The organism is Microbacterium allomyrinae, assembly GCF_020682705.1.
In the GTDB taxonomy this organism is placed as follows: Bacteria; Actinomycetota; Actinomycetes; order Actinomycetales; family Microbacteriaceae; genus Microbacterium; species Microbacterium allomyrinae.
The window spans coordinates 36,536-55,066 of record NZ_JAGTTN010000001.1 but is presented as its reverse complement, the minus strand read 5'-3'; the positions used below and the strand labels follow the sequence as shown (position 1 = coordinate 55,066).

Below are 18,531 nucleotides of genomic sequence, written 5' to 3'. Positions count from 1 at the left end.
CGCCATGTGGTCGTTCGTATTCTGTAACTCCTCGACAGGCAGTCAGCTTCTGACGGTCGAGCCGACCGCGGGGAACTGGTCGACCGGAGTGAATGGCACGATCGGTTCGGGGTCGCATACGTTCAGCTTGCGGGAGGCGGATGCGCCCGCGGGGGACATTTGGCGGGGTCTGGTGTCGCCGTGGTCGCGGGCTCTGGTCGTGTGCTGGGACGGGGAACCGGTGTACGCCGGTCTGGTGACCGGCCACGAGTGGGATCGTGACAGCGGGAAGCTGACCGTCACGCATGATGAGTTCCGCCTGGTGCTCGATCGGCGGCTCGTGACGGCGCAAGAGACGTACACACCGGGCGGGTTCTTCGAGGTTTCGGGTAAGTCGCTCCGCGGGCTGGTGCGGGCTGTGGTGGCGCGTGCGACGCTCTCGACGCCGGGGGATGGGTATCACTTCCCCATCGTGCTCCCGGCCGACGAGGCGGGCGGCGAGACGCGGCGATGGCACTTCTCGTCGCTCGCATCGGCCGAGAAGATGCTGACCGAGATTCAGGACTCGGACGGCGGGCCAGACGTGTACTTCCGTCCGCGTTGGTCGCCCGCTGGCCGGCTGGAATGGGTGCTCGAGATCGGCACGCCGCGGCTGACCGGCCCGTCATCGGAGTGGGTGGTGACGGCGGAAGATTCCCCGGTCGGCGGGGTCAAGCAGAAGACGGACGCGCTCGGCACTCTGACCGGAGTATTCGGGTTGGGCATGGGATCCGACGAGGATATGCGGCTGGGGATCGCGGGCGGACTCGGGGTCTTCCCCGTCCGACTGGAAGCCACCCGATCATTCAAGTCGGTCGATGATCAGGGCACTCTCGACACCCTGTCGATGGGGGAGTTGCAGGTAGCAAAGGCCCCCGTCGCTCAGGTGAAGGCCGACACGCTGCCCGTCGAGGAAGCGTTCCCGAATGTGCGCGTCGGGTCGACGTTGCGTCTGCTGGTGCAGGGCGACGAGTTCATGGAGGACGCGACAACGGTCGCGAAGGTCGTCGGGCTTTCCGGGGACATGACACGCAAGCTGAAAGTAGGGATGCAGTAATGGCAAAGGTTCTTGATCTAGACGACTACGACGCGGCACTCCGGGATCTGAAACGACGGATCCACGATCTGGAGACGACCTCGCCCGTGGGGTATACGTCGATCACCCGCGGGGCGTTGCGGGTGGCATCCGAGGACGGGCTGATCGTTCAGGGGTCCGCGTTCATCACCGGGGTGTTGCGCACCGTGGGGCGGATCATCCTTGAGGGCCTCGGCATCCTCACCGTGCACGGACTCATCGAGCTCTTCGGGAACCTGCTCGTCAAGTCGGGCGGCTACATCAAGGTCGACGGCGGGCGCATCGAAGCCGGCGACGTGCGGATAGAGGACGGGAAGGTCTACGTCGGGACGATGGTGCTGGATCCGTCGAGCAACGGCGGTTCCGTGAAGTTCGCAGGCGGACCAGAGGTGTACGCGACGGCCGGGATGCTGGGCCTCTACTCCACCGGTTCCGGTGGGTGGATCGAGATTGATAGCTCGGGAGCCCGCCTGAACTTCGGCACCCGATCGGTACGCGTCACCAGCACGGGGATTCAGCTTTCCGGCATCCCGACGCGAACCTCCGCATCCTCGAACGGCGCGCCGGTCGGGTGCCTGTGGGCCGACACGTCGAACAACGTCTTCCGGGTGGTCTAGCCGATCGTCTCCGGGCACAGGTTCATCTGCGCACTCGCGATGATCACGCCGCTGTCTGAGAAGTAACCTGCATCAGACTTCGCCTCACCCTCGATTACGGACAGCCCGTCTACAATCTGCGCGTCGGTCTTGCCTTCCGCCAGTCCATCGGAGAGGCGGGCGCAAGCAATGTCCCCCGTCGCGATCAGATCCTCGTCGGTCGCGTTCGGGATCTGAGTCGGATAGGTCGCCTGGCGCAGACGGACGAATGCGAGGAACGCGGCCTCGTCGCGTCCTTCGCTCGGCTCTTCGGCGACGAGCGGCCCAGTGGTGTCCGTGGGCGCGGGAGGAGACGCGGGCTCGCTTGAGGCGGGAGTCTCTGCGGTGGTGACGATCGGTGTCGGTGCAGCGTCGGGTGCCTGTGTGGCGGCGATGGCTGCGCCGACTCCGGCGCCACCGAGGACGAGGACGGCTGCGGCGATCGTGCCGATGAGTGCTCCGCGCTTCATTTCTTCTTGCCTTTCCGGGCGACGTAGCGCTCGAGCTCTTCTCGGATGATCTCGCTGAGGATGTCGCCGTTCTCATCGGCGACGGTTTTCGCTTCGTCCCAGATAGGTCCGCATCGGACCGCGCGGACTGGCATCGGCTCTCTTCCCATATGGAGAGCGTAATACGAACGTATATACATTATCAAGAAAGGAAGTCTCGATGTCTCTGGTATCGGTTACCGGGAATGTTTATGACCACACGCACACTGCGCTGTCCGGGCGGGCGCCGCGGCTGTGGTTCCGCCCAAACGGGCCGAACCTCGGTGACGCGTTGCTGGTATCCACGTGGGCGCAGGCTGCGCTCGACGCCGGCACAGGCGCATTCACGGTGTGGCTGGACAACTCGCCGGGGGTCTTCTATACGCCGGTCATGGATTGGCTTATCAATCCCGACGACCCGGACGGGCGGTCGTTCGAGGAGTGGCGATCGTTGGTGCTGTTCCCCGGCCCGATCGGTGGGCCGATCTCGCAACTGCTCGCAACGGATCTCACGATGTACACCGTGCTCGTCTCGATCGCCGACCCGCCAGTCGGGTATCGCGGATGGTGGCTGCATTCCGGTCCTGGTGACCCTGACAACGAGGCCGTTTCTGGGACGGGCGAACTGAGGAGAGTGACCGGATGACCGAGTATCAGGTGATCGCGCAGCTGCGCGGCAAGCAGGGGATCCAGGGGCCGATCGGACTGCCGGGCGTGAACGCAGTACCGGGGGACGCTGCGGTTGGCGGATGGCTCGGCACATCAGGGTCGGCCGCGCAGACCGGCGCCCGCGCGCAGGCCGTCGCGACCGCAGTCCGTGACGGTTTCGCGGACGGCATCGCGGGCCTGCCGGGGCTGCGGAAGGTGCGGTCGAAGATCGCGGAGGCGAAGCCGAACTCACGCCCCACGATCAGGGTCTATTCCATCGGGTCATCGGTCGGCCTCGCTGGTGGCGTGACGAACCCGGCGACCGAGGCGCCGCTGCCGCTGTTCATCGCGGCGATGAAGGCCGCACTCGACCCGATGGGTACGTGTGACTGGACGTCGGCGAACCTCTGCATCGACGGGTCCGTCGCGAACCAGTGGCTTGCGCCACTGAAAGCGCACGTGGGCACGAACGGCGCCCCCGACGTCCTTCTGCACATTCCCGGGATGAACGACTTCCAGGGCGCCGCGTGGCACAAAGGCCAGTCGTACGACGTGGCTCCTCCGGTGTACGGATTCCTGGCAGAGTCGCGCCGGCTGTTCGACTACTGCAACAGTCTGCGCGCGCTCGTCGTGACCGCGACGACCCCGCACCCGCACCCGGGACGGATCCCGAACAGTGGCGGGCTGGCGGTGGCGGATCGGGTGTCGGGCATCATCTACCCGGCGACGAACGTCTACCAGTGGCCGGGGTACCCGGCCACGGAGACACCGACGATCACGCTCCCCACGGGGCAGACGGTGCAGACGCTGGCCCGGTTCAACCAGGGCAATGACGGCATCCGTGCCGTCGCGGCCGAGAAGGGCGCGATCTGTGTCGATGCGGGGATGCTGTTCCTCATCGCCGCGGCGACCGCGCCGACCGGGTATGACGCCTTGTACTCGGGGGCGGAGTACGTGCACCCGAACACCGCGGCGATCGACGCATCGTACGGCGCCGGCTACCGCTCCCTCGCGCGAGCCTTCCGCAATGCCCGCTTGCAGTCGGGGGAGCCGGGCGTGCTGCGCGGTCAACTGGTGCTCGCTTCCGGCGCTTCCGGGGTGATCTCCATCCCTGAGGGCACCCGAGGGGAACTCACCGTGTACGGCACCGCTGGCGGTGGGTATCAGTCGGTGCGTCGCTGTCTGGTGGTGAGCGACGTCGACAGTGTCGGCGTGGCCGACATGGCGAACGCGAAAGCGAACGCCGCCCAGAATCAACTGATCACCGGATTCACCACGACCGGGGCATCGCTCGATGTCAGCGTGACCACGTTCGCATCCGGCTCGACCAGTGTCCTCGACTGGGAATACCGCTACTGAGCCCGCGCGATATGCCGCCCCGCCTCGTTGACTTCGGTCAGCGGGGCGGGGCGCCTTTTGTGTTGATGGGCCGCGTGAGTGCGCGGATCGCCGCGCCGTAGGAAACCTCATGGCCGAGTAGGTTCGGGTGCACGTATTCGCCGCCGTCGTAGACCGACGCCTCGCCGAAATTGGCGACCCAGAATGTCCACGACGGTTCGACGTCGAGGATGGTGGCATGCAGTGCGGCGCCGAGGGCGCGGGTCTCTTCGTTGAAGATTGCGTGTCTGGCGCTGAATGGTGCGCCCCCTACGTTGGTCACGGGGTCGGCCGGGAGAGGGGCACCGCCGATCTCCGGGTAGATGACGGGGTTGCCGGGCGGCAACGAGAAGTCGGTCAGTTCAGTGTTTGGGCTCGGGGTGGTCGCGAGGAAGACTGTGACGCCGAGGGCCTGTGCTTCGGTAACGATGGTCCGCATTGAGTCGATCGCGCCGGGGAGAGTCTCGCCACTGTTGAAGCTGGCCGGGGCGCCGTCGTTCATGCCGTACGTGAGCAGGAGAGCGGTTGGGTTTGCCGGTTCGATCGCGTCGCGCCAGATGCTTACTCCACCCCACGCGACGCTGCCGTTCACCGAGAGGTTGTGCAGCGTCACTGCTCCGGCGCCGAGCGCCTCGAGGTGCTGCGCCAGACGTGCGGGCGGTGACTGGCGTTCCGGGTCGGGAGTTGCTGCGCCGACGCCCACGGATGATCCGAGCGCATAGAGGGTGATTGGGGAGCCCTGATCGAGCGCGGCGTCGAGGCGTGACTGAGGTTCGGCGACGGTGGTTGGCGGCGCGGCTGTGGAGGGTGTCGTGCATGCGGCCAGGACGATGACCAGTATGACGGCGACGGCGAGGGCGCGCATCAGATCATCGTACCCAGGAGCGCGCCGCCCCCGCGCCCATGGACGCGGGCGTCCGATGGGGCGCCCGGTAGGCTCGATGTCGTCATGTCACAGTTATCGATAGCCATCGTCGGACTGCCCAATGTCGGCAAGTCCACCCTCTTCAACGCACTCACCAAGAACCAGGTTCTCGCGGCGAACTACCCGTTCGCGACGATCGAGCCGAATATCGGCGTGGTGAACCTGCCTGATCCGCGACTCGAGAAGCTCGCCGAGATCTTCCACTCGGAGCGCATTCTGCCCGCCGCGGTGTCGTTCGTCGACATCGCGGGCATCGTGCGCGGTGCGAGCGAGGGCGAGGGGCTCGGCAACAAGTTCCTCGCGAACATCCGCGAGGCCGACGCGATCGCGCAGGTCGTGCGCGGCTTCGCCGACGACGACGTCGTGCACGTCGAAGGTGCGGTGAACCCGCAGAACGACATGGAGACCATCAACGCGGAACTGCAGCTCGCCGACCTCGAGACGCTCGAGAAGGCGATCACGCGGTACGAGAAGGAGGTCAAGGGCAAGAAGCTCGACCCCTCTGTCCTCGAGACGGCGATCGCGGCTCGCGATGCCCTGCAGCGCGGTGAACTGCTGTCGGCATCCAAGATCGATCTGGAGCCGATCCGAGAGCTGGGCCTGCTGACCGCGAAGCCCTTCATCTTCGTCTTCAACGTCGACGAGGCGGTGCTGACGGATCCCGCCCGCAAAGCCGCCCTGGAGGCACTGGTCGCTCCGGCCAAGGCGGTGTTCCTCGACGCGAAGATCGAGTCGGAGCTCATCGACCTCGATCCGGAGGATGCCGCGGAGCTGCTCGCGTCGACCGGCCAGGACGAGTCGGGTCTCGACCAGCTCGCCCGCATCGGCTTCGACACGCTCGGGCTGCAGACCTACCTCACGGCCGGTCCCAAAGAAGCGCGCGCGTGGACGATCGGCAAGGGCTGGAAGGCTCCGCAGGCAGCCGGGGTGATCCACACGGACTTCGAGAAGGGCTTCATCAAGGCCGAGGTCATCTCGTTCGACGACATGGTCGAGACCGGGTCGGTCGTCGAGGCCCGCTCGAAGGGCAGGGCTCGCCTCGAGGGCAAGGACTATGTCATGCAGGACGGCGACGTCGTCGAATTCCGGTTCAACGTCTGACTCACCCTGATAGCCCAGCGAGCTGTGCAAGACGACAAGCGCCGCGAGGCGAAACGCCGATCCCCACGAGAGGACTGATGGAAGTGACCGAGAGCAGCGTCTTCGAACCGGCCGGTCGTGCCGTTTCCTATGCCGAAGAGGGTGACGGTCCCGTCGCGCTCGTGCTGATCCCCGAGCGCGGGCTGGAGGGCGACGCGCTGGGAGTCGTCGCGCACTACCTCGCCGAGGAGGCCGGATTCCATATCGTCCGGATCGGTTCTCGCACGACGTCAGCGCCGAGCGGCTCCGAAGCCGCGGCGATGGACGAGCGGGTGGAGGATGTCGTCGCCGTGATGGACCTGCTCGGGCTCGACCACGCGTGGATCGGCGGCCACGGCGCCGGCGGCACCGTGGCGCGCGCGGTCGTCGCAGCGCACGCCGATCGGGCGAACGGGCTGCTGCTGCTCGGGGTCGAGGATGCCCAGACCGCCCTCGCGCCGGCGATCCCGGTGCTGATCGTCCAGGGAACCGATGACGACATCACGCCGCCAGCGATCGGTGAGCGCCTGCAGGCCACCGCGCCCGATCGCGCGAGCATCAAGACCATCGGCGGAGCAGGCCACCTGTTTCCCATGACGCACGCCGTCGAGACGGCCGTCGTCATCGAGGAGTACCTCGACTGGGACTGACCCCGTCCGGTCGTTGATCGACGCTTCGACCCGCCGGCGCTCGCTCAACGAGGGGTCTCCGCGAGAGACGAGACGCCCAGAACCTCCGTGCCATCGCGCGGCGACAGGACGAACATGACTGCAGCACTCGTGGCCCAGGGCCTCGCCGGCGGGTACGGCCATCGCACCCTCTTCGACGAACTCGATCTGACCGTCGCCCCGGGCGACGTGGTCGGAGTCGTGGGCGCCAACGGAGCCGGAAAGTCCACACTGCTCCGACTGCTCGCGGGCATCGACGAGCCGCAGGCCGGCACCGTCGCGCTCGCGCCGGCCGATGCGTTCGTGGGCTGGCTGCCGCAGGAGCACGAGCGCCTCGTGGGCGAGACGATCGCCGAGTACATCGCCCGGCGTACCGGCTGCACCGAGGCGACGAGAGACCTGGATGCCGCCGCCGCCGCGCTCGCCGATCCGTCACTGCAGGACGGGAGCGGCCTCGACCCGGCCGACGCCTACTCGACTGCCCTCGACCGCTGGTTGGCGAGCGGTGCCGCCGACCTCGACGAGCGCGTGCCGGTGGTTCTCGCCGATCTGGGCCTGGACCTCGGCGGGACGCCTGCTGATCAGGCCACGATGACCTCCCTGTCGGGCGGTCAGGCGGCACGCGTGGGGTTGGCTGCGCTGCTCCTCTCACGGTTCGACATCCTCCTCCTCGACGAACCCACCAACGATCTCGATCTCGACGGCCTCGAGCGGCTCGAGGCCTTCGTGCGCGGCATCCGGGGTGGAGTTGTGCTGGTGAGTCATGATCGCGAGTTCCTCGCGCGCTGCGTGACCCGCGTTCTCGAACTCGATCTGGCGCAGGCCTCGAACCGCGTGTTCGGCGGTGGTTACGATTCGTACCTCGAGGAGCGTGCGACCGTCCGCCGGCACGCGCGGGAGAAGTACGACGATTTCGCCGACAAGAAGGCGGACCTCGTCGCGCGGGCACGCACGCAGCGGGAGTGGACGAGCCAGGGCGTGCGCAACGCGATGAAGAAGTCGCCCGACAACGACAAGATGAGGCGAAAGGCCGCGACCGAGTCGAGCGAGAAGCAGGCGCAGAAGGTGCGTCAGATGGAGAGCCGGATCGCTCGACTCGATGAGGTCGAGGAGCCCCGCAAGGAGTGGAAGCTCGAGTTCACGATCGGGTCGGCGCCGCGCTCCAGCTCGGTGGTCTCGACGCTGAGCGGCGCGGTCTACCGCCAGGGGTCGTTCACTCTGGGCCCGGTGTCGCTGCAGGTGAACGCGGGGGAGCGCATCGGCATCACGGGGCCCAACGGCGCGGGCAAGACGACGCTGCTTCGCGCGCTCCTGGGCAGACAGCTGCCGGACGAGGGAACCGCCGGCGTGGGGGCGAACGTTCAGATCGGCGAGATCGACCAGGCGCGCGCGGTGCTTGCAGGGTCGCGGGCGCTCGCCGAGGCGTTCGAGGATCTTGTTCCGTCGATGGCTTCTGCCGAGGTGCGCACGCTGCTCGCGAAGTTCGGGCTGAAGGCCGATCATGTGAGTCGCCCCGTCGATGAACTTTCGCCAGGAGAGCGCACGCGCGCAGGTCTCGCGCTCTTGCAGGCGCGTGGCGTGAACGTGCTCGTGCTCGACGAACCGACCAACCACCTCGATCTGCCCGCGATCGAGCAGCTCGAACAGGCCCTCGAGTCCTACGACGGTGCTCTGCTGCTCGTCACCCACGACCGGCGGATGCTGTCCGCAGTGCAGACCGACCGGCACTGGCGGGTCGAAGCCGGGCGGGTTGCCGAGTTGTAGGCATCGCGCTCAGGGCAGCGCGCACTCCGGTTCCCGTTGCGCCGTGATCGTGGCAGGGTGATCGTGTGGAGAGCGCGAAGCGGGCATGCTGATCTACTCGATGAGCGTTTCGGTCGACGGATTCATCGCCGATCGCGACGGTGGATTCGACTGGAGTGTCCCGAGCGACGAGCAGTTCCTCTTTCACGTCGCCGAGGTCCGTGAGCTCGGCGGAATCCTGTGCGGTCGAAAGCTGTACGAGACCATGCTGCCCTGGGAGACGGATGCCTCCTTGCGCGACGGCGAGCCGGCGATCGCGTTCGCCGACCAGTGGAGTGCGATCCCGAAGGTCGTCTTCAGCCGCACCCTCGACCGCGTCGAGGGGAATGCCCGCCTCGCCGATGCATCCGTTCCCGAGGAAGTGGCGGCCGCAGTTGCCGCGACCGACAAGCATGTCGAGATCGGCGGCGCGGGTCTCGCCGCGACGGCAATCGAGCTCGGTCTGGTCGATGAGCTGCGGATGTTCCGCAATCCGGTGGCCGTCGGCGGCGGCACGCCCTTCCTGCCGCCGATCGCCCGACCCATCGAGCTGAAACTCCTCGAAACCAGGACTTTCGCGGATCGCGTGGTCTACGAGCGGTACCGGGTCGTCCACGACTCGTCGAGCTGAGCGCCTCGCTGCCCGAGTCGCGGTCACGGTCACACGTGGCCTGCGAACTCGGCGAGCCGGGCACGGCCCGGGCCGATGTGCTCTTTGAGTCGCGCGGTGGCCGCACGCACCGCCGGATCCTCGACGCGGTCCGCGGGGATGCGCACCGGATTGAGCGTGGTGGTGTTCGACCATGCGCGCAGATCGGGCTCCTGCGCCATCGCGAGGGACGCATCGCCGCCGATCGTCTGCATGGCCGCCCAATCCGCCGGGGTGTTCGAGTAGGGCGACGGTCGGCAGACGCGGTTCTTGTCGGCGTCGTCGTCGCGCGTGGCCTCCACATAGCCGACGAGGGCCGCCCCGAAGCACGGGAAGCCCACGCGAACCGGTTGCGGGGTGATCGCCTCCGAGGTCCAGATGGGCCGCAGCCCCGGGTACTTCAGCCCTTCGGCGGCGCAGTGCACGACGAGCGTGTCGGCGGGGACGCGCACATCGCCGTCCGCGAAGATCAGGCGCCCCGAGGCGACCCCGCGGAGGTGTCCTCGGCGGATCACGTCGTCGATCGTGCGGACGAGATCCAGCTCCCACGTCGCGAGTGTGGGCGTCTTGGCCATGGTCGGTGTAACGGCGGGGTCGATGCGGAGCATGATTCCGGCATCCTCCATCCGCAGGAAAGCATCCTCGGCGCTGGTCGATCCGGCAGCCGCGGCCATCGTGTCGGCGGCCATGCCGAGGAAGACGGCCGGGTCCGGCTGCACGACGGCGCGGTTGAGCAGCCAGGGGTCGCGCGGGCGCACCCAGGTGATCGCGTTCGGTGAGACGCCGCTGCGCAGCAGCCACACGCAGGTGTCGGTCGCCGTCTTGCCGGCGCCCACGATGACGTAGCGCTCGGGTGCCCGCGAGAGGTGCACCAGCTCGTTGACGGCGATGACGTGCGCGCCGTCGCCGATGGCGAACGGCGGGGGAGTGAGGGCGGGGATGTCGGGTGACAGATATCGCGCATCGACGAGCCGTGCGCGCGGCGCGTGGAAGCGGATGCCGCTCAGCAGCGACTCGAATCGGGCCTCGCCCCGGTACTCGCTGCGGCCGTGGAAGACGACGCGACCCGTCGCCGTGAGCCGATCCAGCACGCGGGCGTAGTACTCGCACACCTCCGCGGCACGCGCTCGCTCGTGCAGCCCTCGTTCGGGTCCGTCGACCTGCCGGCGTCCGGCGCCGAGGAGGGTCGAGGCGACGCCGTAGAACGCCGATGCCTGATGCAGACGCACGAACCCGTAGGCGTCGAGCCAGTGCCCTCCGGCGCCGTGGCGGCGATCGACGATGGCGACCGATACATCTGCGGCAGACGTGACCGCGTCGACGAACGCCATCCCCATCGCCCCCGCGCCGACGACCAGGTAGTCGACGTCGACGATCGTCTCCATGGGCTCATCACAGCAGCACCGGTGATGCGCGTCAATGGGCCGGGACGGCGTGAACCGCCGCGCCACGCGTGCCGCCGCGCTGCGGGCGGGGCGGCAGCGCCTACCGGCCCTGGCGCTTCTTGAAGGGCTTCGGCTGGCCCTTCACCGCCGGGGCTCGACCCTTGCCCTTGGACGCTTTGGCCTTGCCTCCTGCCGGAGTCTTGGGCTTCGCCGTGGGGGTGGGCGCCTCGGCGATCTGTCGCTGCGCCTCGTCGAGCAGGAGTGCGCCCGCCTCGGTCAGCGTCCACCCGGATCTGGCACGGACGAAGAGCGGATGCCCGACCTCGGCCTCGAGCTTGTCGAGCGACGAATTCAGCGAGGCGAGCGGGATGCCGAGTGCATCTGCGGCACGCGGGACGTGCAGGTCTGCGGCCACAACGGCGATGAACCGTTGAAGGAGCGTGATGTTCACGGGGGCCTTTCGTAGGGTCGTCCGCGGAATTCGCTGTGAGGTGCAGCACCGAGAGCCCGAGTGTCGCGGGAGGCTGTCGCCGAGTCTCCGCGCCTCCGTGTTCAGAATAGGCGAGCGGGTTCGCAAGAGTCCGCGCCGCGCTCGGCACGGCCGCCGCTCGCCGGCCGCGTCCGTGGCCTAGGGTCGTCACATGGGTACGACCGCGCTGGGTGATCTCACGGATTTCGGCCGCTGCCTTCCCGGCGATCCCGTCGAGTTCGACTGACTCGACAAGCGGAGGCGAGACGTCGATGGTGTCCACGGACGACAGCACACTGGGGCTCGCGCTCAGCGGAGGCGGCGCCTACGGCGCCGCGCACGTCGGCGTCCTGCAGGAACTGCGCGAGCGTGGCATCCGTCCCGGCATCGTGGCAGGCACGAGCTCCGGAGCCCTGGTGGCGGCGGCGTACGCGGCTGACGTTCCGCTGGAGGCGATCGAGCACGCGGCGCTCGCGTTCCGCTGGAGCTCGATCGCCCGGATGTCGCTCACCCCGCGGCTGGGGCTCCTGGACTCCGGCGCGCTGACCGACGCCATTCATCGGGTGCTCGGTGACGACCCGCTCATCGAGCAGCTCCCGCGGCGATTCGCGGCAGTGGCGACCGACCTGCGGACCCGGCAGGCCGTGGTGCTCGACGCCGGCCCGCTCAACGTCGCGCTGCGCGCCACGATCGCCGTGCCCGGACTGCTGCCGCCCGTCCGTCGCGGTCGTCAGGTGCTCATGGACGGCGGCATGGTCGACAACGTGCCGCTCGAGGCCGCTCGCCGGCTGGGCGCGGCGAGAGTGATCGTGGTGCGCCTGCATGCCAAGTGGGAGAACGTCCGCATGATGCGGGTCGCCGCCAGCGCGGCCGAGCTCGAAGAGGATCGCTCGGTGATCCTCATCCAGCCCGAGATGGAGGGGCTCGCGCAGTGGTCGATGGCCGATGTCCCACGGCTGGTCGAGGAGGGGCGTCGCGCGGCACGCGCGGCGATGGACGCGGTGGATGCGCGGCCCTCACCGCCGGGCGTCGCATGACGAGCCCCGAGCTTGATGAGTGGACGGCGGAGGCCCCCGGCTTTCGCCGGTCGCAGGTATCGGCGCTCATCGGCACCGGCGAGGCCGTCTGGGAGCGGGCGTCGGCCGACGTCCTGCGGTGGGCGGTGAAGACCCGGAGCGGGTTCACGGTCGACGCCTCGCGACCCGTGTCGAAAGGGCAGCGGCTCGCCATCACGGCGCGAGTGCTCGGGGTCACGGTCCGTGAACCCGTCGAGGTGGCGTCGGTCGTGGTCACCGCCGCACGGGCGGGCTTCTCGTACCGGACTCTTCCCGGGCATCCGGTGTCCGGTGAGGAAGCGTTCATCGTGCACCGGCGCGGCGACGACGTCTTCGTGACGGTGCGCTCGCTCACCGCGCCTGCCGAGCAGCAGCCGTGGCGGGCGCTGTACCCCCTGCTTCGCGTCGCCCAGGTGATCGCGCGACGGCGCTACCTGCGCGCCCTGCGCTGAGCCGCAGCCCGGGGGCCGAGTCGCTCAGCGGGCAGGGTGATTTCTCGATCTCACCCTTCCTTGCGCGGACGGCGCGGGACTAGCCTGCGATCCAGCGGACGCCGCGTGGCGCCTGCACTCCACACGAGCAGGGAGTGACCATGGCGCAGGTGTCTCAGGATTCGACTCGAGGTCGGTTCGAGAGGTGGTTCGAGCTCGAGGTCATCGATCCGATGAACGACTTCCGAAACCCCCGGCAGGAGTGGCGGCGCCTGGTGTCGGAGCTCTTCGGCACATTTCTTCTGGTCCTCGTTGCCGCCGGCGGCGGCATGATGGGCCAGGCGTTCCCCGACACGATCTCCCGCGAGGCGGCAGTGGTCGCGCCAGGGCTGATGGTCATGGGGATCATCCTCTTCATGGGCAGGATCTCGGGCGCACATCTCAATCCGGCGGTGACGCTCGCCTTCTCGTTGCGGGGAGACTTCCCGTGGAGACGCGTGCCGGGCTACATCATCGTTCAACTCGCCGGAGCGACGCTCGCCGCCTGGTTCCTGCACGCGGTCATCGGGGTGTCCGCGTCGTACGGCTCGAACTACCCTGCCGCGGGGTACACCGGCCTCCAAGCGTTCTGGATGGAAGTCGCGCTCACGCTCGGGCTGGTGAGCGTGATCCTCGGCACGGCATCCGGCGCCCAGAACATCGGCATCATCGGTGCCATCGGCGTCGGCGGCTACATCGCCCTCGCCGGCCTCTGGGCGAGCCCCATCTCGGGCACCTCGATGAATCCGGCGCGCACATTCGGGCCTGACCTGATCTCGCTCGACTTCAGCCAGTACTGGGTCTACGTCGCCGGACCCGTCGTCGGCGCGGTGCTGGCAGTCGGCCTCGCATTCGTGCTCCGCGGGTATGGGGGAGGGCGCAGCGGCTCGGCCGCGGCTCAAGGCGCGCTCGCGACCGAGGTGGAACGCCCCGATCAGGCCTGACGAAGACTCGTCGTCGTCGAGCGGAGGTCGGCCAGGAGTGCATCGATGCGGGCGCGGATCTCGTCGCGGATCAGGCGGACCGCCTCGATGCCCTGACCGGCGGGATCATCGAGCTCCCAGTCCTCATAACGCTTGCCGGGGAAGATCGGGCAGGCATCGCCGCAGCCCATTGTGATCACGACATCCGATTCGCGGACTGCGTCCACCGTCAGGATCTGTGGGATGTGCTCGCTGATGTCGATGCCCAGTTCGGCCATCGCCGCGACGGCGACCGGGTTGATGGCGTCTTTCGGGGCGGAACCGGCCGAGAGCACCTCGATGTCGTCACCGCCGAGGGAGCGCAGGAATCCCGCGGCCATCTGCGAGCGGCCGGCATTGTGAACACAGACGAAGAGAACGGTGGGCTGGGAGGTCATGAGGTCTCGCTTTCTCTCTCGAAAAGAATAGACCACTGTCTATGGATATGAGGAGGCGAGCGGATGCTGCGGCAGGAGGTCGTCGAGAAGCCCGCGCACTCGCACCTCGATGTCGTCGCGAATCGCGCGAACGTGCTCCAAAGGCTTTCCGGCGGGATCTTCGAGGTCCCAGTCGAGATAGCGACGGCCGGGATAGATCGGGCAGGCATCGCCGCAGCCCATCGTGATCACGACATCGGCCGCGCGTACGGCTTCGTCGGTGAGCGGCTTCGGGAACTCGCCGCCCAGGGGGACGCCGATCTCGTCGAGAGCGGTGATCACCGTTCGGCGGACATCCGTCGCCGGCTCCGACCCGGCCGTCCGAACGACGACCCGCTCTCCGGCGAGCTGCCGGAGGATCCCGGCGGCGATCTGGGACCGTCCGGCATTCTGCACGCACACGAACAGCACGGTCGGCGCCCCCTCGAAGGGCGAGGCTGCACGGCTCAGTGCGTCGAGTCTGGCTGCGGCGAACGCGGCGGTCCGGCTCGCCAGCATCGGCGATTGCGAGCCGCTCGCCAGCAGGGCGTAGCTTTCTACGACGCTGGCGCGGACGGTTTCGGGGCTGAAAACGCCCCGAAACCGGACGGCGAGATCGTTCGCGATCCGGTCCAAGTCGGGATTCCCCGACACGCGCTGAGTGTCGCCGAGAAGTGCGTCGACGCGGTCGACGTGCCCCGCGGCGATCGAATACCAGACGCGCCGACCCTCCGGCTCCCGCGTGACGAGGCCGTCGTCGTGAAGGGCCTTCATGTGGTGGCTGACGGTCGGCTGGCGCAGCTCGAGCGCTTCGGCGAGCCGGCCGACGAGCGCGCGGCCGTCATCGGAGTCTCGGATCAGGCGCATGATCCGCGCTCGCGTGGGATCGGCGAGCGTGGCGAGGGCCTCGCTGTCCGCCGCCTGACTCATAGACGGGAGTCTATCTGCTGAGCCGGGACGGAAGCGTCACGAGCAGCAGCCGTCTCCCTCACCCGCGGCGGCGGAGCACACGCCGGTCGTGGGCAGCGTCAGCGAGACCGTCGACGCCGATGCAGCGTCGCCCGCAAGCCAAGCCGTGACGGAGCGCACCTGCTCGTACCCGGTGGCGAGGAGAAAGGTAGGGGCGCGGCCGTAGGACTTCATCCCGACGATGAAGAACCCGCTCTCGGGATGCATGAGCTCGCGGAAGCCGTGGGGCTCCACTGTGCCGCACGAATGCACGTTCGGGTCGATGAGTGGGGCCAGGCGTTTCGGTGCCTCCACGACGTCATCGAGATCGAGGCGGATCTCGCGAAGGATCTCGAGGTTCGGGCGGAAACCGGTCGCGTTCACGACGACGTCGGTTGTGTGCGCGACGACCTCACCGTGGCGATGTCCGACGAGTTCCACGCCGTCGCGAGTGCGGCGGCCCCGAACGATCTCGAATTCGTCGAGAACGGTGATGCGGCCGTCGGCGACGGCCCGGCCGGCACGACTGCCGAGGCGGGCGCGGTCGACCAGCTCGTCGTCCTCCGACGAGGAGGCGCGCTCGGCGCTCGTGTTGCGGATCAGCCACGTGACGGAGGTTCCCGGCTCTTGCCGAGCGAGTTCCACGAGCCCGATCAGTGTGTTGGCGGCCGAGTGGCCTCCCCCCACCACCGTCGCTCTCCGACCGGCGAACCTCGCCCGATCGCGGCCGAGCACGTCGGGGAGCGCGGGGGTGACGGCGTCGGCGATCTCTGCCATGCCGAGCAGCTCGAGCCCGTTCGACGACAGCGGATTGGGGGAGCGGTATGTCCCGGACGCGTCGATCACAGCGCGTGCGGGAACATCCTCCGCTGATCCGTCGGAGGTGCGGATCCGCACCGTGAACGGTCTCGCCGCGCGCGCCGACGTGCGGGTTCGGTCCATGCCCTGCCGCGCGACGGCGATCACCTGTGCATTCAGCCGAATCCGCGGCGCGAGCTCCTCGATCTCTCCGAGGGGCGCGAGGTACTTCTCCACGAGCTCGCGGCCGGTCGGCGCGCGCTCCGGTTCGGGTGCTTCCCATCCGCGCGCTTCGAGCAGGCGCCGGGATGCAGGATCGACGACGTGCTTCCACGGCGAGAAGAGGCGCGTGTGTCCCCACGCCCGCACGTCCGCCGCGATCTCGTCGCCGGCTTCGAGGATGACGAAGTCGATGCCTCGTTCGGCCAGATTCGCGGCGGCGGCCAGTCCGATCGGACCTGCGCCGATGATCGCGACGGGGGGCGTCGACAATCGATCGGTCGTCGGCACACGAGGTGTCAGGTCGAGCAGGGTCACGGCGGCCTCCACGGATATTGATGAACGTCGATACTTGATTGTGGAGTATTGCATCGACGCTCGTCAATATCGACTACTGTCGATGCATGACGACGATGCTCGACGTGACGGATGTCACCGCTGGCGTGTGCTGCACGCCCCTCGTGCGTGAACCGCTGACGGCTGCGGAAGCGGAGCAGCTCGCCACGACGATGAAGGCGCTGGCGGACCCTACACGGCTTCGACTGCTGTCGATCGTCGCGGCCTCCGACCAGGCCGAGGCCTGTGTCTGCGATCTGATCGAACCGGTCGGCCTGAGCCAGCCAACGGTCTCGCACCACCTGAAGATCCTGACGACCGCGGGCTTCCTCACCCGCAGCAAGCGCGGAACGTGGGCGTATTACACGCTGGTTCCCGGCGCGCTCGACCGGGTCTCGCGGTTTCTCGTCGCATCGTGAGGCGCACCGTGCGCGCTGCCGTGGGTGAATTCCTCGGCAGCGCAGGTCTCGCCGCGGTCGTGGTCGGCTCCGGCATCGCCGCGCAGCGCCTTTCACCGACGGATGTCGGACTGCAGCTGTTCGAGAACGCGTTCGCGACGGCGCTCGGACTGGCGGTGCTCATCCTCGTTCTCGCCGGGGTGTCGGGAGCGCACTTCAACCCGGTCGTCACCCTCGTCGACATCGCCCTGCATCGTCGCCACTGGTCCACCGCAGCGATCTACCTGCCGGCGCAGGTGGTCGGCTGCATCGCGGGAGCCATCCTCGCGAACGTCATGTTCGCCGTCCCGGCCGTGGCCTGGAGTGCGACGGATCGCTCCGCCTGGCCGCTTCTGCTCGCCGAGGTGGTGGCGACCGCGGGTCTCATTGTGGTGATATTCGCCCTGGTGCGGACCGGCCGCTCTCAGCTGGCCGGCCCGGTGGTCGGGGCGTACATCGGCGCCGCGTACTTCTTCACCTCGTCGACGAGCTTCGCCAACCCGGCCGTCACGATCGGGCGCATGTTCACCGATACGTTCGCCGGCATCGCGCCGGGTTCGGTGCTCCCGTTCGTCGCGGCGCAGTTCGTGGGAGCGGCACTCGGATTCATGGTCGTCCTCATCCTCTTTCCCCTCAGCACGAACGAGGCGGCTGCCGCGTGACGCCAGCGATCACCACCTCGCCGACGGCGAGCCGACTGCCACAGTCACCGTCACCACCGCTCCGGAGCCACGCTCGCGTCCTCATCGACGACCGGCGCGCGTGTCGGACGCCGGTGGCAGGATGGGCGCATGCCAGAGTCCCCCGAGGTCGAGGCCCTCACGCGATTCCTCGACGACGAGGCATCCGGGCGTGAGATCGTCGCCGTCGACGTGCTCGAGTTCCGCACCGTCAAGACCAGGGCCACACCGCCTGCGGCCCTCGTGGGGCGAACGATCTCTGGTGCACGCCGCTACGGCAAACACGTCGCACTCGCGGTCGGCGACGCGAACCTCGTCGTCTCGCTCGGTCGCCACGGCTGGGCGCGTTGGCACAGCGGCGAACCGCGCCACGAGCACTCGTCGGCCGAGACGTCCGTCGCTCCACCGGCGCTCGCCGCATTCGATCTCGGCGACGACACCACTCTGGAGGTGACCGATGCCGGAACCTGGGTCTCGCTCGGGCTCTTCGTCGTCGGCGATCCGGCCGAGGTGCCCGCGATCGCGAAGCTCGGTCCCGATCCCGCCGACCCGTCCTTCACGCGCGCACAGTTCGACACAGCGCTCGGGGGCCGACGCAAGCAGATCAAGGCGATCCTGCAGGAGCAGGAGTCGATCGGCGGGATCGGCAACGCCTACTCCGACGAGATCCTGCACCTCGCGCAGGTCTCACCGGTCGCCCATGCAGCCGCGTTACGCAGCGACGAGACCGACCGGCTCTTCGACGCCACGCTCACCACGGTGCGCGGCGCCATCGAGGCGCGCCGCGGCATCCCGATCGACGGGCTGAAGGCCGCGAAGGTCGCGTCCATGCGCGTGCACAGGCGCGGCGGCGAGACGTGCGTCACGTGCGGCGACACCATCCGCGATTTCACATTCTCGAGCACCTCGGCGCAGTACTGCCCGACCTGCCAGACGGACGGCGCCGTGCTGTGAAGACGCGACGATCAGATG

Annotated in this window: 21 protein-coding genes; 14 read left to right on the top strand and 7 right to left on the bottom strand. The window is 68.3% G+C overall.

Features of this window, described 5'->3' with window-relative positions; all coding sequences use genetic code 11:
- The first annotated feature begins 4 nt into the window (after positions 1 to 4).
- Together KEC57_RS00250 and KEC57_RS00245 are read left to right on the top strand one after the other, a co-directional pair.
- A complete protein-coding gene (locus KEC57_RS00250; RefSeq protein ID WP_229382519.1) occupies positions 5 to 1,075 on the top strand; it encodes a hypothetical protein in 1,071 nt (356 codons plus the stop codon).
- The gene (locus KEC57_RS00245) at positions 1,075 to 1,710 is read left to right on the top strand and encodes a hypothetical protein (protein ID WP_229382518.1); all 636 of its coding nucleotides are present in this window, start codon (positions 1,075 to 1,077) and stop codon (positions 1,708 to 1,710) included. The genes KEC57_RS00250 and KEC57_RS00245 overlap by 1 nt, the downstream gene beginning before the upstream one ends.
- Here the strand turns inward: KEC57_RS00245 and KEC57_RS00240 are convergent.
- On the bottom strand, positions 1,707 to 2,198 hold the full coding sequence (locus tag KEC57_RS00240; protein ID WP_229382517.1) for a hypothetical protein: 492 nt from the start codon (positions 2,196 to 2,198) through the stop codon (positions 1,707 to 1,709). The two genes, KEC57_RS00245 and KEC57_RS00240, sit on opposite strands and share 4 nt — an antisense overlap.
- A gap of 199 nt (positions 2,199 to 2,397) precedes the next feature.
- On the opposite strand from KEC57_RS00240, the gene KEC57_RS00235 reads away from it, so the two are divergent.
- Positions 2,398 to 2,862 (top strand): hypothetical protein, encoded by a 465-nt coding sequence (locus KEC57_RS00235; protein WP_229382516.1) that lies wholly within the window; start codon positions 2,398 to 2,400, stop codon positions 2,860 to 2,862.
- Positions 2,859 to 4,223, top strand: a complete 1,365-nt coding sequence (locus KEC57_RS00230; protein WP_229382515.1) for a hypothetical protein — start codon at positions 2,859 to 2,861, stop codon at positions 4,221 to 4,223. The genes KEC57_RS00235 and KEC57_RS00230 overlap by 4 nt, the downstream gene beginning before the upstream one ends.
- 37 nt (positions 4,224 to 4,260) lie before the next feature.
- Here the strand turns inward: KEC57_RS00230 and KEC57_RS00225 are convergent, their stop codons facing one another.
- Entirely contained in the window at positions 4,261 to 5,106 is an 846-nt protein-coding gene (locus tag KEC57_RS00225; protein WP_229382514.1) for an SGNH/GDSL hydrolase family protein, read from the bottom strand.
- Positions 5,107 to 5,190: 84 nt separating this feature from the next.
- Here KEC57_RS00225 and ychF point away from each other — a divergent pair, with 84 nt between their 5' ends.
- The 4 genes from ychF to KEC57_RS00205 all read left to right on the top strand — a co-directional run bounded on the left by ychF (position 5,191) and on the right by KEC57_RS00205 (position 9,366).
- A complete protein-coding gene (gene ychF, locus KEC57_RS00220; RefSeq protein ID WP_229382513.1) occupies positions 5,191 to 6,267 on the top strand; it encodes a redox-regulated ATPase YchF in 1,077 nt (358 codons plus the stop codon).
- A gap of 83 nt (positions 6,268 to 6,350) precedes the next feature.
- Positions 6,351 to 6,935 carry an alpha/beta fold hydrolase gene (locus KEC57_RS00215; protein WP_229382512.1) on the top strand — a complete coding sequence of 195 codons (585 nt, stop codon included), beginning with the start codon at positions 6,351 to 6,353 and terminating at the stop codon, positions 6,933 to 6,935.
- Between the two features lie 114 nt (positions 6,936 to 7,049).
- Positions 7,050 to 8,717 (top strand): ABC-F family ATP-binding cassette domain-containing protein, encoded by a 1,668-nt coding sequence (locus tag KEC57_RS00210; protein WP_229382511.1) that lies wholly within the window; start codon positions 7,050 to 7,052, stop codon positions 8,715 to 8,717.
- An 85-nt stretch (positions 8,718 to 8,802) separates the two neighbouring features.
- Positions 8,803 to 9,366, top strand: a complete 564-nt coding sequence (locus KEC57_RS00205; protein WP_229382510.1) for a dihydrofolate reductase family protein — start codon at positions 8,803 to 8,805, stop codon at positions 9,364 to 9,366.
- Between the two features lie 29 nt (positions 9,367 to 9,395).
- Here KEC57_RS00205 and KEC57_RS00200 read toward each other — a convergent pair whose 3' ends face one another.
- Positions 9,396 to 10,769, bottom strand: a complete 1,374-nt coding sequence (locus tag KEC57_RS00200) for a pyridine nucleotide-disulfide oxidoreductase (protein ID WP_229382509.1) — start codon at positions 10,767 to 10,769, stop codon at positions 9,396 to 9,398.
- Between the two features lie 100 nt (positions 10,770 to 10,869).
- On the bottom strand, positions 10,870 to 11,220 hold the full coding sequence (locus tag KEC57_RS00195) for a LysR family transcriptional regulator (protein ID WP_229382508.1): 351 nt from the start codon (positions 11,218 to 11,220) through the stop codon (positions 10,870 to 10,872).
- Between the two features lie 290 nt (positions 11,221 to 11,510).
- Between KEC57_RS00195 and KEC57_RS00190 the strand changes: the two genes are divergently transcribed.
- From KEC57_RS00190 to KEC57_RS00180, 3 genes are all read left to right on the top strand, one after another.
- Positions 11,511 to 12,275, top strand: coding sequence for a patatin-like phospholipase family protein (locus tag KEC57_RS00190; protein ID WP_229382507.1), 765 nt, complete (start codon positions 11,511 to 11,513; stop codon positions 12,273 to 12,275).
- The gene (locus KEC57_RS00185) at positions 12,272 to 12,745 is read left to right on the top strand and encodes a DUF1990 family protein (RefSeq protein ID WP_229382506.1); all 474 of its coding nucleotides are present in this window, start codon (positions 12,272 to 12,274) and stop codon (positions 12,743 to 12,745) included. The genes KEC57_RS00190 and KEC57_RS00185 overlap by 4 nt, the downstream gene beginning before the upstream one ends.
- Before the next feature lie 140 nt (positions 12,746 to 12,885).
- A complete protein-coding gene (locus KEC57_RS00180) occupies positions 12,886 to 13,707 on the top strand; it encodes an MIP/aquaporin family protein (protein ID WP_229382505.1) in 822 nt (273 codons plus the stop codon).
- Here KEC57_RS00180 and KEC57_RS00175 read toward each other — a convergent pair.
- Genes KEC57_RS00175 through KEC57_RS00165 form a run of 3 tightly spaced genes read right to left on the bottom strand, consistent with a single transcriptional unit; the run spans position 13,698 to position 16,424 of the window.
- Positions 13,698 to 14,123 carry an arsenate reductase ArsC gene (locus tag KEC57_RS00175; RefSeq protein WP_229382504.1) on the bottom strand — a complete coding sequence of 142 codons (426 nt, stop codon included), beginning with the start codon at positions 14,121 to 14,123 and terminating at the stop codon, positions 13,698 to 13,700. The genes KEC57_RS00180 and KEC57_RS00175 overlap by 10 nt on opposite strands.
- Positions 14,124 to 14,162: 39 nt before the next feature.
- Positions 14,163 to 15,071, bottom strand: a complete 909-nt coding sequence (locus KEC57_RS00170) for a metalloregulator ArsR/SmtB family transcription factor (RefSeq protein WP_229382503.1) — start codon at positions 15,069 to 15,071, stop codon at positions 14,163 to 14,165.
- A gap of 36 nt (positions 15,072 to 15,107) precedes the next feature.
- Positions 15,108 to 16,424, bottom strand: coding sequence for an FAD-dependent oxidoreductase (locus tag KEC57_RS00165; protein ID WP_229382502.1), 1,317 nt, complete (start codon positions 16,422 to 16,424; stop codon positions 15,108 to 15,110).
- Between the two features lie 86 nt (positions 16,425 to 16,510).
- Between KEC57_RS00165 and KEC57_RS00160 the strand changes: the two genes are divergently transcribed.
- From KEC57_RS00160 to KEC57_RS00150, 3 genes are all read left to right on the top strand, one after another.
- A complete protein-coding gene (locus KEC57_RS00160) occupies positions 16,511 to 16,861 on the top strand; it encodes an ArsR/SmtB family transcription factor (RefSeq protein ID WP_229382501.1) in 351 nt (116 codons plus the stop codon).
- Positions 16,858 to 17,541, top strand: a complete 684-nt coding sequence (locus KEC57_RS00155; RefSeq protein ID WP_229382500.1) for an aquaporin — start codon at positions 16,858 to 16,860, stop codon at positions 17,539 to 17,541. Before KEC57_RS00160 ends, KEC57_RS00155 begins: the two co-directional genes overlap by 4 nt.
- A 129-nt stretch (positions 17,542 to 17,670) precedes the next feature.
- Positions 17,671 to 18,513: a DNA-formamidopyrimidine glycosylase family protein gene (locus KEC57_RS00150; protein WP_229382499.1), complete on the top strand. Its 843-nt coding sequence runs from the start codon at positions 17,671 to 17,673 to the stop codon at positions 18,511 to 18,513.
- Positions 18,514 to 18,531 lie beyond the last annotated feature (18 nt).